Genomic DNA, 12,706 nt, shown 5'->3' with positions numbered 1-12,706 from the left:
CACGCGGCCCCGGTCCACCTCAAAGCAGGAAGGTAAGACCGACCTGGAACAGCCGCTCTACCGCCTGCATGTCCCGCTTGTCCGGCACGATCACAATGACGTGGTCACCCTCTTCGATCTGGGTGCTGTCATGCGCGATGATCACATCCTCGCCACGCACCAGCGCGCCGACCATCGCACCGGGGGGCAACGGCAGCTCGTCAATCCGCTTGCCCACCACTTGCGAACTCTGCGCATCGCCGTGGGCAATCGCCTCCATGGCCTCGGCCGTGCCCCGGCGCAGCGAGTGTACGGCAACCACATCACCGCGACGCACGTGAGTCAGCAACGCGCCAATGGTGGCCTGCTGCGGCGAGATGGCGATGTCGATACTGCCGCCCTGCACCAGGTCGGCATAGGCCGGATTACTGATCAGCGTGATAACCGTGCGGGCACCCATGCGCTTGGCCAGCATCGACGACATGATGTTGGCTTCGTCATCATTGGTCAGCGCCAGATACACATCTGCTGATTCGATACTTTCCTCCAGCAGCAGCTCCCGGTCCGACGCGCTGCCATTGAGTACGGTGGCTCGACGCAGGTACTGGGAGAGAAACTGGCACCGCGCCATGTCCTGCTCGATCACCTTCACCCGATAATCGTTCTCCAGCACGCTGGCCAGACGCGCGCCGATATTGCCGCCGCCGGCAATGACGATGCGCTTGTAGGGTTTTGCCCGGCGTCGCAGTTCGTTCAGCACCAGTCGGATATCCGGTCTTGCCGCAACGAAAAAAACCTCGTCTCCGTCCTGGATCAGGGTATCGCCGTCGGGGATCACGGAATGATTTCGGCGAAAAATGGCCGCCACCCGAATCTCCACCGCGGGCAGCCGCTCGCGCAATGTGGCAATGCGCTGACCGACCAGCGCGCCACCGTTGGAGGCGCGCACGGCAACCAGCTGGGCCAGGCCATCGGCGAAATTGATGACCTGCAAAGCGCCCGGATAGCGAATCAGCTTTTTAAGGTGCTGGGTGACCAGCGCCTCGGGATTGATCAGCACGTCAACCGGTACTGCACTCTTGGCAAACAGCGCGCGGTTCTGGGTCAGGTAGCCCTGCTCGCGCACCCGGGCGATCTTGTTCGGCACATTGAACAGTGACTGAGCGACCTGACAGGCAATCATGTTGACTTCATCGCTGTTGGTAACCGCCACCAGCATGTCGGCGTCCTCCGCCCCCGCCTTGGACAGGGTCACCGGATGGGCGCCATGGGCGCAGATCGTCTGCACGCCCTGCGCACCATACAGCTCCTGCAACAGCTGCAGCCGCCCGGCATCACGATCCACCACGGTAATGTGATTTTTCTCGCCGACCAGTTGCTCCACCAGGCTGCGACCAACCTGACCCGCCCCCAGCACGATGATGCGCATCATGCCCTATCCCCTTTAAATTCCGCGTTAGCCACGCCAGAACACCGGCGTAAAAAGCACCATCAGGGTCAGCAACTCCAGCCGCCCCATCAACATGGCGAACGACAACAGCCATTTGGCCGCCACTGGCAGGGTAGCAAAATTACCCGCCGGGCCAATGACATCACCCAGCCCGGGACCGACGTTGGTCAGCGCGGTAGCCGCTGCGGTCAGGCTGGTGATCAAATCCAGGCCCATCAGCGCCAGCAGCAGCGTCACCACGCCCAGCGTCATGAAAAACAGGAAGGAGAACGCGACGGCCGAGAGAATAATGTCATCCTGCACCGGCCTGCCGTTGTACTGGGTGACAAATACCCCGTTGGGGTGAATCAGCTTGCGAACCTGGGTACGCAGAAACAGATAACTGAGCTGAAAGCGAAACACCTTCATGCCGCCGCTGGTGGACCCCGAGCAACCACCGATAAACATCACCACAAAAAACAGGGCGATGCTGAAAGTGCCCCACTGGGTGTAGTCGGCCGAGGCGAAGCCGGTGGTCGTAATAACCGAGACCAGGTTGAAAGTCGCCTGGGTGAAGGCCACGAAGGGCTCGGCCAGATGCAGATCGATCAGATCAGCCGTCAGTAACAGCGATACCGCGCCGATAATGCAGAGGAAGCCGATTACCTGCTGGTTGTTGAGCACATGCAGCGAGGGTCGCCTAAAGAAGGCAATCAGCAAGGTAAACGGCAACGCGCTGAGGGTCATGAACAGAATCGACACCCACAGCACCTCCAGCGGGAAGCGACCCATGGAACGATCATCGGTCGCAAACCCGCCGGTCGATACCGTCGCCATGGCATGATTGATCGCATCAAACAGGTTCATGCCGGCCAACCAGTAACTGAACACACAGCTGACGGTCAGGCCCAGGTAGGTCGCCACCAGCATGCGAGCAAGCGACTGGACCCGCGGGATGGACTTGTCCGACCAGTCGGAGGACTCGGTGTGGAACAGGCGCATGCCGCCGACGCGCAGAAACGGCAGAATCGATACCGCCATACCGATCACCCCCAGACCACCAATCCACTGCAGCAGCGAGCGCCAGAGCAGCAGACTGGGCGCGAGGTGTTCGATACCGCTGAGAATGGTCGAGCCTGTGGTGGTGATCCCGGACACCGCCTCGAACACCGCATCTTCGGCGCTGAGCTGAAAATGACTGAAGAACAGTGGCAATGCGCCAAACAGCGAGAGCAGCACCCAGCTCAGACTGGTGAGCAGATAGAGCTGACGCGAAACCAGATGAAAGCCCTTATCCCGGCAGCCCAGCACCATCGCGAGGCCGCAGCCGAGTGTGACCGCGAACGATGTCAGAAATACCTGCATTTCCGGGTCCTGTCGCCACCAGGCAAACACCGCGACACTGAGCATCAGACCAGCCATGATCAGCACCAGAATGCCGCAAACAAACAGCACCGGACGCAAAAACCGCAACATGCAGAGGGTCCCCAGCCAGGAAGATCGGCACATCATACTCGTCGCCCGCGCCGGGCACTACGGTCAGACCGAAACCGCCTTCGGCGCGGCCCAGCGCGTGGCAGCAAATCGATCAAGCAGCAGATGCAACAGATAAATCGCCGACAGCGACAACAACACTGACAGCGACAGTGACCAGAATCGATACAGATCACTGTAGAACAGGTCCTGACGGGGCGTGAGGTACTGACCGAACAGAATCGCCATGGTGGTCAAGGCAGCAAAACCAGCGCCGGATCCACCCTCCAGCATGTGAATGCGGGCAAAGAGCATCAGGCAAATCCACAGGCCGGCCGCCACGAACGGCAACACATCAAAGTGGTCCATCAGCACCAATTGAACAACCAGCCCAAGATTGCAGCCCACCAGCGTTCCCAGCGCACGGTTCCAGCCCGCAGGTCCGGCCCCGCGCCAGTTCAGCGGGAACAGCACCAGAATACTGGCGACCTGCGCCGACAGCCCGCTCTGTAAATTGAATACCTGAAATACAATGAACGAGGCAGTGGCGACCGTGGTGGCCAGTATCACTTCGTGACGTCGGGTGCTGGCGGATTTGCGCATCAATGGACGCGGCGCGCGCGGCGCAACATCGGGGAATAGCTGCTGCATCAGCAGGGCGATGAACAGGGTGCTGAAAACCGAAACGATGTTGCTGGCAACAATGTCGCCGATATCGGCCTGAGGATAGCTGGCGAAATGGAGCTGCATCGACATGTTGACCACCGACATGGCACCAAACAGGAAATTGGCGCCACCGCTCATCTGCCCGAACAGCAGCGCGAACATGCCCATGACCAGCAATGTCATTGGCACCGGTTTGTCACCAAACAGCCCCTGCACCACCAGCACGGCGAGCGAAACCACCAGCATGTTGGCGACAAACTGGCGCAGCATATGGGCGTTAATCACCGGAACAATGCCCAGCAACAGAATCGGCTGCACGACGAAAAAGGCGCCATAGTTCCAGCCCATCAGCTTGCACAGGATAAAACCGAGCATGCCGCCAAAGGCGATGCGCAGGCACTGGCGCACATCGTTGTCGTCCAGATGCCGTTTGCTGGTAAGCAGGATGGGCTTCATCGGTAACCTCAGTAGATGTAGTGCATCAGGCTGAGCAGACCTACCTGTGCCCGGCCAAGCCACCGGGCAGGGCCGCCGACCGGAAACAATTGCACGGTGGCGCGAGCGCCTGTCGGCAACTGCGACAGCAGCCCGGGCTCTTCGTCCAGCACAAGATGGACGCGCTGACGCTGGGCGTCACGCACCCAGCGATCGGATGTTTCCGGTGCAGCCAGCGAACCGTCAGGCAGCAACTGTCCGGCCCGAGTACCGGCTGCAACACCCGCTACGTGAGCCTCGAATACCCGCCCGGGAATGGCATCAAATACAACCGCAGCGGACTCGCCCACGTCCATGTGCGACAGCGACTTCTCGCGAAAATCGGCTACCACATCGGCATCATCGGCAACCAGAGCCATCAGCGCAGCCCCGGCGACCGCATAGGTACCAGGGCGCACCTGCAGGTTGGAGACCACACCGTCGCTCTGGGCGCGCACCTCGGTAAAGCTCAGATTCAACATGGCCTGTTCCAGCGCATTTTGCGCCTGACGCAGGCGCAGATTGCCCTGATCCCCTTCGCCACGCTGCACCTGCAACTGCCGGACCTGCGCCTGCAGGCTGGCCAGCTCCGCCTGAGCAGACTGAGAGCTGGCAACAACCTGCTCGTAGCTTTGCCGAGACACGTTATGACTGGCCAGCAGCCGCTGCAGCCGATCACGCTCGCGGGCCAGCTCCGCGCTGCGCACCTGTGACGACCGCACCCGCGCCTGCGCAGCCGCGATTGATGCATCGATACCCGAATTGTCTCGCTCGGCGGCCTCCAGTACTAATTGGGCCTGCTGAACAGCCAGCGCATAAGGCCGTGGATCGATACGCAGCAGAAGATCGCCGGCAACGACATGCTGGTTATCTTCCACCGCGACCTCGACCACTTGGCCGGCCACCTGCGGGGCAACCCGAATAACCGGGTGGATGACCCGCGACTGCGGCGTCACCGGCATCCACAGATCCGCCGCCAGGAAGTAGCAAAACACTACTGCAAACAGCAATAGCGACGCGCGCACCCAGCGCGCAAAAACCTGATCGGGCGTCATTCGCCAGCCTCCCGCTCCCCGCCCAGCAGGGAGCGCACATTCGCCTCCATCGCCAGCAGCACTTCGGCAAAGGCATCCAGCTGGGTGTCACTCAAACCGGCATAAATCTGCTTGCGCACCCTCTCGATATGCACGCCCATGTCGGCAATACGCTGATGGCCTGCCTCGGTAAACCAGAGCGCGTGAACCCGGCGGTCACCGGGGTCGCGCCGGCGCTCGATCAGACCCTGCTCCTGCAACTGATTAAGCGTCCGCGTCAATGACGGCATCTCGATCGCCAGCTCATCTGCCAACATCTGCTGGGTACACCCCTCGCCCACCTTGGCCAGATGCAGCATCACACTCCAGCGCGCCTCGGTAATACCCAGTTCACCAACGGCCTGATTGATTGCGGCACGCCAGAGCCGATGCACTCGCCCCATCGCTGCGCCCATGGAAGGCTTCAACGTTTCGTGCAACGCCAAAGCCGCTTGATCCTGACTCATGGATAACCTCGAATATAGTTAGCCTGCTAACCATAAAGTTTACTCCGATAAACTTATTTAGCAAGCTACACATATTCAACACCGTTAACCGAAAGCACCAACCCGCAGCACTGTCCCAGCAGCGGCTAATTCGCTAGAGTGCCCGGCAGCACACATTTGAAGGAAATGCACAGATGTCATACATCGAAGAGTCGCTGTCCAGCGGCGAGGTCATTCACAAGGTTTTTCAACTGCACTGGTTCGCCAAGGTACCGATGTACTGCTGGCTGGTACTCGGTCTGGTGACCTTCGGCCTGACCTGGCTGCTTGCGCTGTATGAATACTTTCGCTTGCGCTCCATCGAGCAGGGCGTGACCAACAAGCGGGTGATCCTCAAGACCGGCATCATCAGCCGGCATACCGAAGAGATGAAGCTCAGCTCGATCGAGACCGTCGAGATCGAGCAAAGCATCTGGGGACGGATGTTCGGCTACGGCACGGTCAAGCTGACCGGCCGCGGCATCAGCGACGTGAAGTTTCGCAACATTGACGATCCGATGTACGTCAAACGCGAGATCGAGAGCGTCAGCAACCCGATCGACTGATCGCCACCTCAGACTCAGAGCAGAAACAGCGTTGCCAGGCCAAGGAAGGCCAGAAAGCCCACCACGTCGGTCACCGTGGTCAGGATGACACTGCCGGCCAGCGCCGGGTCGACACCAACACGGCGCAACAGCAGCGGGATAAGCAGTCCTGATACCGCCGCGCACAGCAGGTTGAGCAAAATGGCGGCGGCAATCACTGCTCCAAGTTGCCAGCTGCCAAACCAGGCCACGGCCAAGGCGGCGACCACCAGCGCCCAGAGCACCCCATTGAGGCAGGCAATGCCGATCTCCTTGCCCAGCAGCAGCCGCGCGTTACCACCCTCAACCTGACCCAGCGCCATGCCGCGCACCACCAGCGTCAGCGTCTGACTGCCGGCAATGCCACCCATACTGGCGACAATCGGCATCAATACCGCCAACGCCACCAGCTGCTCCAGCGTGCCCTGGAACAGGCCGATAACCCAGGCCGCCAGAAACGCAGTAACCAGATTGATCCCCAGCCACACCGCCCGTCGCCGGCTGCTGGTCAGGACCGGCGCAAACATGTCGGCCTCGTCGTCCAGACCCGCCATGTTCATCATGGTGCGCTCGGAGTCTTCGCGGATCAGGTCCATTACGTCGTCCACAGTGATGCGCCCGAGCAACAGGCCGTCTTCATCGACCACCGCAGCGGAGAGAATATCCAGGTCCTCAAACCGGCGAGCCACATCGTGGCTTGGCAACATCACATCCAGCGGTTGAAAGTCGCTGTCCATCACCTCGCTGACAGCCAGTTCGGGGGCGCTGGTGACCAGTCGGCTCAGACGCAGAACGCCCTGATAACGATTTTTGCGGTCTACCACCATCACCTTGTCGGTGTGGTCCGGCAGATCTTCAAGCAGACGCAGATAACGCAATACCGACCCCACCCGAACATCGGCGCGCACCGAAATATGGTCGGTGTTCATCAGGCCACCGGCCGAGTCCTCGGGGTAGGAGAGCATCGACAGCAACTGCTGGCGCTTGCGCACATCCATCGCCTGCAACAGCTGCCGGCCGCTGTCACTGGGCAGCGCCTGAATCAGGTCAACCAGATCATCCAGGTCGAGCTTGCGGGCGGCGGCGACCAGCTCGTCCTCGTCCATTTCCAGCGCCAGCCGGGCGCGGACCTCATCATGCAGGTGGACCAGGATCTTGCCAGCACGCTCGGCATCGAGCATCTCCCACACGGTGCTGCGCTCGGCCGGCGGCAAGGCTTCGAGCAGGCCGGCAGCCTTGGCCGGGTGCATCTGCCGGAACGCCTTGCCGACCCGTTTGAACTTGCCGGCCTCCAGCGCGTCACGGACCCGAGCGATCTGGGTAGCAGCACCCTCGCCTTCCTCATCTTCGTCGGTCAGGTCGGAGGTATCGGGCTCACGGCGCAGCTGGGCGCCGAGCAGTGGCGTCAGATGCTTCAGCACCTGCTCTTCGCGGTCATCATCAATATGCTGCCAAAGGGCCAGGCGCTCGGCGCCATCAAGCGCCTCCAGCAGACTGGCGACCTTACCGGGATGCATGCCACGCAACAGCTTGCGCACCCGCTTGCGCTTGTCCCGATGCAACGCCTCGATAATGGCGTCCAGCTCGGTGCGGGTGGTCTGGCTGTCGGTGTCGGTCATAGGCAGGCATGCTCCAGCAGCGTTTAACGTGATCATTAATGTACCGTTCAGAGACGCCCCAAACCACACACAAACCACATAATCAGCACAAACAGGGTCGCCACACTGCCGGCATCGTCCATCAGGGAGGCCCGACATGAAAACCGCAATCACCTGGCTGCTGCTGTGTATCAGCCTGTTCAGCAACGCCACTCAGGCATCAACAGAAAACCCCGAGACAGGCATGTTCCTGCTTCGCTCGGACGACGGCAGCTGGCAACCGGCGCTGCTGCTCAATACCGACATGCAGGTGCAGATCAGCGGCCCGGTCGCCGAAGTACAGATTCGCCAATCCTTCAGCAACCCCGGTGGCGCCTTTGCCGAGGGTCGCTACGTGCTGCCGACCAGCGAGAGCGCCGCCATTCACGCCATGACCCTGGAAATCGGTGAGCGCCGGATCAACGGCCAGATTCAGGAGCGCGAGCAGGCCCGCAAGACCTATCAGCAAGCCCGTGACAACGGCCAGCAGACCGGCCTGGTCGAACAGCAGCGTCCCAACCTGTTCAGCACCTCGGTCGCCAATATCGGCGCAGGTGAAACCATCAGCGTCATCCTCAGCTACACCGAACTGCTGCAGCCGGATGCAGGACGCTACAGCCTGCGCCTGCCGCTGACCATGACGCCGCGCTACAACACCCGCCCGCAGCCGGTCGACGGGCAGCAACGCAAACCGAACGCCAGCTCTGCCAGCCCGGAAGGCCCGATTGTCGCCAGCCTCTGGCGCGACGGCCCATCCCATCAGGCCGACATCCAGATCACGCTGGACAGCGGCTTTGCCCTGCACGAGGTGAGCAGCCCCAGCCACGCCATCAGCAGCCACTTTGACGGCCGCCGCTACCGCGTTCAACTGCTGGAAAATCCGGTGGTTATGGATCGCGACTTCGTCCTCAACTGGCAACTGCCGAGCGAGGCCGGCAATCAGGTCGCCGTGTTCACTGAGCAGGTGGGCGAAGATCACTACGCGCTGATGATGCTGTCGCCTGCAGCCGAACCGGTCAGTCGCCAGCGCCAGCCGCGCGAAGTCTTTCTGATTCTCGACACCTCCGGCTCGATGCAGGGTGAGCGCATTCGCCAGGCGCGCAGCAGTCTGATTCACGCACTGAGCCGCCTGCAGCCCGAAGACCGTTTCAATGTGCTCGAATTCAACAGCGAGTACAGCATGCTCTATCGCGAACCGGTGCCGGCCAGCGAAGAGAACCTGAGTGAGGCCCGCAGTTGGGTCGCCGGGCTGCCGGCCGGTGGCGGCACCGAGATGTTGCCGGTGCTGCGTGCTGCACTGACCCAGCCCAATGAGGCAGGCTACTTGCGCCAGCTGATCTTCATCACCGACGGTTCGGTCAGCAACGAGCGCGAGGTCCTGCAGATGATCCAGCAGCGCCTGCGTCAGGCGCGGATCTTCACCGTCGGCATTGGCGCCTCCCCGAACAGTTTCCTGCTGCGCAAGGCAGCCGAAGTCGGCCGCGGCCAGTTCACCTCGATTGATGATCGCAGCGGCATTGAACAATCCATGGAGCGGCTGTTCGAGAAACTGGAGTCACCGGTACTGACCCACCTGCAGCTGGAACTGCCGGAAGGCATCGATGCCGAAATCTGGCCGCAAAAGCTGCCCGACCTGTACTCGGACCAGCCGTTGCTGATCGCCATGAAACTGAACCAACTGCCAGAGAAAGTAGCCCTGCACGGCCGCCAACCGGCGCTATGGGAGCAGCACCTGCAAATTCCCGAACCACAGCAGGGCAACGGCATCGCCCGGATCTGGGCACGCCGCAAGATCGAAGCCGCCATGGATCGCCTGAACGAGGGCGCTGGCGAGGACGAAGTGCGCGATCTGGTCCTGCCGGTGGCGCTGGAGCACCAGTTGATGAGCCGCTTCACCAGCTTCGTCGCCGTCGAGGAGCAACCGGTACGCGCCGCTGACGAGCCGCTCGACAGCCAACTGGTGCCCAACCTGAACCCGGTCGACCACCGCCTGTACCCGCAGACCTCGCTCGGCCTCAATGGCCTCTGGGCGCTGGCAATCGCGCTGTTGCTGGCTGGCCTGCTGATCCTGAACTGGAAACCGCGCCATGCGTAAGCTGATTGCCGCTGCCCTGCTACTGGGTGCCGCGGCCGTCGCAGCCCAGGGCAGCTGGCTGCAGGCCAAGGCGTGGCTTGCCCAATGGTTGATTGCCGACGCCTGGGCCGAGCAACTGCAGGCTGGGACCCCGAGCAAGCCCTGGCCCTGGGCCGATACCTGGCCGGTTGCCAAACTGACCACGCCCGACGGCGAAGCCCGCTACGTGCTGGACAGTGTCAGCGGCCAGGCCCTGGCCTTCGGCCCGGGGCAACTCGATAACGGTGTGGCGCCCGGGCAGACCGGCACCCTGCTGCTGGCCGGCCACCAGGACAGCCACTTCGCCTTTGTCGAACACCTGCAGACCGGCCAGGTTCTCACCCTGCAGGACGCCAGCGGCCGCGAGTACCGCTATCGCGTGGCGACCCAGCGTATCGTCGACAGTCGCAAGGAGCCGATGGTGCTGCAGTACGACCGCGCCGAACTGCGGCTGGTCACCTGCTATCCGTTCCGCGCGCTGACCAGCGGCGGTCCCCTGCGCTATGTCGTCACCGCCTGGCTGGAGGAGCCTGCCTCGTGATTGCCGCAGGCCCCTGCATGATTGCACTGCCCCCGGCGAAACCGCCACAATCGGCGGACGATTCACGGACAGAGCAGACCATGCCGGATAGGATTCTGATTATCGAGGACGAGCCCGCCATCGCCGATGCGCTGGTCTACGCACTGGGCACCGAGGGCTTCGACGTGCACTGGTGCGCTCTGGCTGGTGATGGCATGCAGTGGCTGCGCGAGAACCCGGTCGACCTGCTGGTGCTGGATGTCGGTCTGCCCGACGAAAGCGGCTTTGAAGTCTGTCGCCGCATTCGCCAGTTTTCCGCCCTGCCGATCATGTTTCTGACCGCGCGCAAGGAAGAGGTCGACCGCATCGTCGGGCTGGAAATCGGCGCCGACGACTACGTGGTCAAACCCTTCAGCCCGCGGGAAATCTCCGCCCGGGTGCGTGCCATCCTGCGCCGCACCCGGGCCGAGCCGCCAAGCAGCGAATCGCTTGAGCCTGCCGATCTGTTTCTGCACGACGCAGAGCGCCGGCGCATTCGCTACCACCAGCACTGGCTGGACCTGACCCGCTACGAATACCTGATTCTCAGCACCCTGCTGCGCCGCCCCGAGCACGTACTTAGCCGTGATCAGCTGATGGAGGCGGTCTGGGCCGACCCCGGCGCCAGTCTCGACCGGGTCATCGACACCCATATCAAGGGCATTCGCACCAAACTCAAACGCATCCTGCCCAGCCACGACCCGATCGTGACTCATCGCGGGCTGGGCTACAGCATCAACCCGCAGCTACCGAGCACCGGCGCATGAGCCTGAGTACCCGGCTGCTGCTTGGCTGGTTTGTTATCGCCGGCCTTGCCACCGTGCTGTTTCTCAACAGCATCCTCAATCAGGTGCCCTCGTCGGTGCGCCAGGCCAGCGAGGAGGTGATGGTCGAGAGTGCCAACCTGCTCGCCGAGATCGCCAAGCAGCACTGGCAACAGGGCTTTGCGCCAGACAGTGCCTTCGCCACTGCCATCAACCGTTACCTGGCCCGCCAGTTGGACGCGCAAATCTGGTCACGCCACAAGACCGGTACCGAACTGGTGATCTACCTGACCGACCTCAATGGCACCGTGCTCTATCACACCGACCCAAGCCAGATCGGCGCCGACTACTCGCGCTGGCGGGATGTATCGCTGACCCTGCGCGGCAAGTACGGTGCGCGCACCACCCGCATAGACCCCGAAGACGACACCAGCAGCCTGATGTACATCGCCGCGCCGGTCTATCAGGGCGATCAGTTGGTCGGCGTTCTGACGCTCGGCAAGCCCAACGCCAGCCTGCACCCGTTCATCACCCTCGCCCACGGCTACTTCTGGCAGCGCGGCGGGGTGATTCTGTTCGGCGCTCTGCTGCTCGGTGCCGGCATGGCGTTCTGGCTGAATCGCTCGGTCAGGCGACTGGTGGATTACGTCGAGCAGGTACGCCACGGCGAGCGGGTCAGCCCGCCGCAGCTGGCGGACAAGGAGCTGGCACGGCTGGCCGCTGCCACCGAGGCGATGCGCCGCGAGATTGACGGCAAGGCCTACGTCGAGCAGTACGTGCATACCCTGACCCACGAGATGAAGTCGCCGCTGTCGGCGATCCGCGGCGCGGCCGAACTGCTGCAGGAAGCCGACGTCCCCGAGCCCATGCGCGCGCGTTTTCTGGCCAATATCGACGGCGAGTCGCTGCGTCTGCAGCGGCTGGTGGATCGTCTGTTGTCACTGGCGGGGGTCGAAAAGCGCCAGCAACTGGAGCAAACCGAGCGAGTTGATCTAGCAGAGATTGCCGCCATCGAGCTGGAGGCCAAGCGCCCGCTGGCCGAACGCAAGGGCCTGACGCTCACACTGGAATGTGACGCTGACTGCTCACTGGCGGGGGATCGCTTCCTGCTGGAGCAGGCGATCAGCAATCTGCTCGACAACGCCATCGAGTTCAGCCTGCCCGATGGTGCCGTTGCGCTGCAGATCACCGGCAGCGGCTCGACCCTGAGTCTGCGCGTGCGCAACGACGGGCCGGCGGTGCCGGACTATGCATTGGGACGGGTGTTTGAACGCTTCTATTCCCTGCCGCGGCCAGACGGCCAGCGCAAGAGCACCGGGCTGGGGCTAAGTTTTGTCAGGGAAATCGCCAGACTGCACCGCGGCCGGGTGAGCCTGTATAACCGCGCGGAAGGCGGCGTGGAAGTGGAGATGATGCTGAACAGAAACCACCAGGAGAGAGAGGACGCCGCCTCTCTCTCCTGACTGAGTC

At 62.3% G+C, this 12,706-nt stretch carries 11 protein-coding genes; 5 read left to right on the top strand and 6 right to left on the bottom strand.

Annotation, left to right across the window (positions count from 1 at the left end; genetic code table 11):
* Positions 1-19: 19 nt before the first annotated feature.
* The 5 genes from trkA to ACZ5WQ_RS16915 form a co-directional block, all read right to left on the bottom strand.
* Positions 20-1,408, bottom strand: coding sequence for a Trk system potassium transporter TrkA (trkA, locus tag ACZ5WQ_RS16935; protein ID WP_088274886.1), 1,389 nt, complete (start codon positions 1,406-1,408; stop codon positions 20-22).
* 27 nt (positions 1,409-1,435) lie between these two features.
* Positions 1,436-2,884, bottom strand: a complete 1,449-nt coding sequence (locus ACZ5WQ_RS16930) for a TrkH family potassium uptake protein (protein WP_088274538.1) — start codon at positions 2,882-2,884, stop codon at positions 1,436-1,438.
* A 63-nt stretch (positions 2,885-2,947) separates the two neighbouring features.
* Positions 2,948-4,003, bottom strand: a complete 1,056-nt coding sequence (locus tag ACZ5WQ_RS16925) for a DUF2955 domain-containing protein (RefSeq protein ID WP_269688045.1) — start codon at positions 4,001-4,003, stop codon at positions 2,948-2,950.
* 8 nt (positions 4,004-4,011) lie between these two features.
* On the bottom strand, positions 4,012-5,076 hold the full coding sequence (locus ACZ5WQ_RS16920) for an HlyD family secretion protein (RefSeq protein ID WP_464382727.1): 1,065 nt from the start codon (positions 5,074-5,076) through the stop codon (positions 4,012-4,014).
* The gene (locus tag ACZ5WQ_RS16915) at positions 5,073-5,561 is read right to left on the bottom strand and encodes a MarR family winged helix-turn-helix transcriptional regulator (protein ID WP_228245434.1); all 489 of its coding nucleotides are present in this window, start codon (positions 5,559-5,561) and stop codon (positions 5,073-5,075) included. The genes ACZ5WQ_RS16920 and ACZ5WQ_RS16915 overlap by 4 nt, the downstream gene beginning before the upstream one ends.
* Positions 5,562-5,734: 173 nt before the next feature.
* Here ACZ5WQ_RS16915 and ACZ5WQ_RS16910 point away from each other — a divergent pair, with 173 nt between their 5' ends.
* Positions 5,735-6,145 (top strand): PH domain-containing protein, encoded by a 411-nt coding sequence (locus ACZ5WQ_RS16910; RefSeq protein WP_228245435.1) that lies wholly within the window; start codon positions 5,735-5,737, stop codon positions 6,143-6,145.
* Between the two features lie 14 nt (positions 6,146-6,159).
* Here ACZ5WQ_RS16910 and mgtE read toward each other — a convergent pair whose 3' ends face one another.
* The gene (mgtE, locus tag ACZ5WQ_RS16905) at positions 6,160-7,782 is read right to left on the bottom strand and encodes a magnesium transporter (protein ID WP_228245436.1); all 1,623 of its coding nucleotides are present in this window, start codon (positions 7,780-7,782) and stop codon (positions 6,160-6,162) included.
* A 136-nt stretch (positions 7,783-7,918) separates the two neighbouring features.
* Here mgtE and ACZ5WQ_RS16900 point away from each other — a divergent pair, with 136 nt between their 5' ends.
* The 4 genes from ACZ5WQ_RS16900 to creC all read left to right on the top strand — a co-directional run bounded on the left by ACZ5WQ_RS16900 (position 7,919) and on the right by creC (position 12,699).
* Entirely contained in the window at positions 7,919-9,895 is a 1,977-nt protein-coding gene (locus ACZ5WQ_RS16900) for a marine proteobacterial sortase target protein (protein WP_464382726.1), read from the top strand.
* Positions 9,888-10,454 carry a class GN sortase gene (locus ACZ5WQ_RS16895; protein WP_233048987.1) on the top strand — a complete coding sequence of 189 codons (567 nt, stop codon included), beginning with the start codon at positions 9,888-9,890 and terminating at the stop codon, positions 10,452-10,454. The genes ACZ5WQ_RS16900 and ACZ5WQ_RS16895 overlap by 8 nt, the downstream gene beginning before the upstream one ends.
* An 80-nt stretch (positions 10,455-10,534) precedes the next feature.
* On the top strand, positions 10,535-11,239 hold the full coding sequence (gene creB / locus ACZ5WQ_RS16890; protein ID WP_464382725.1) for a two-component system response regulator CreB: 705 nt from the start codon (positions 10,535-10,537) through the stop codon (positions 11,237-11,239).
* Positions 11,236-12,699, top strand: coding sequence for a two-component system sensor histidine kinase CreC (creC, locus tag ACZ5WQ_RS16885; protein WP_464382724.1), 1,464 nt, complete (start codon positions 11,236-11,238; stop codon positions 12,697-12,699). The genes creB and creC overlap by 4 nt, the downstream gene beginning before the upstream one ends.
* The last annotated feature ends 7 nt before the right edge of the window (positions 12,700-12,706 follow it).

The sequence above is a fragment of the Halopseudomonas sp. T1L2 genome (assembly GCF_055397385.1).
This window is presented reverse-complemented; position numbering and strand designations above follow the sequence as displayed.

Bases quoted from the DNA above. Each gene is read 5' to 3' on its own strand.
- creC (WP_464382724.1), top strand. From the start codon at position 11,236: ATGAGCCTGAGTACCCGGCTGCTGCTTGGCTGGTTTGTTATCGCCGGC.
- ACZ5WQ_RS16910 (WP_228245435.1), top strand. From the start codon at position 5,735: ATGTCATACATCGAAGAGTCGCTGTCCAGCGGCGAGGTCATTCACAAG.
- ACZ5WQ_RS16920 (WP_464382727.1), bottom strand. From the start codon at position 5,076: ATGACGCCCGATCAGGTTTTTGCGCGCTGGGTGCGCGCGTCGCTATTG.
- ACZ5WQ_RS16915 (WP_228245434.1), bottom strand. From the start codon at position 5,561: ATGAGTCAGGATCAAGCGGCTTTGGCGTTGCACGAAACGTTGAAGCCT.
- creB (WP_464382725.1), top strand. From the start codon at position 10,535: ATGCCGGATAGGATTCTGATTATCGAGGACGAGCCCGCCATCGCCGAT.
- ACZ5WQ_RS16925 (WP_269688045.1), bottom strand. From the start codon at position 4,003: ATGAAGCCCATCCTGCTTACCAGCAAACGGCATCTGGACGACAACGAT.
- mgtE (WP_228245436.1), bottom strand. From the start codon at position 7,782: ATGACCGACACCGACAGCCAGACCACCCGCACCGAGCTGGACGCCATT.
- ACZ5WQ_RS16895 (WP_233048987.1), top strand. From the start codon at position 9,888: ATGCGTAAGCTGATTGCCGCTGCCCTGCTACTGGGTGCCGCGGCCGTC.
- ACZ5WQ_RS16900 (WP_464382726.1), top strand. From the start codon at position 7,919: ATGAAAACCGCAATCACCTGGCTGCTGCTGTGTATCAGCCTGTTCAGC.
- trkA (WP_088274886.1), bottom strand. From the start codon at position 1,408: ATGCGCATCATCGTGCTGGGGGCGGGTCAGGTTGGTCGCAGCCTGGTG.
- ACZ5WQ_RS16930 (WP_088274538.1), bottom strand. From the start codon at position 2,884: ATGTTGCGGTTTTTGCGTCCGGTGCTGTTTGTTTGCGGCATTCTGGTG.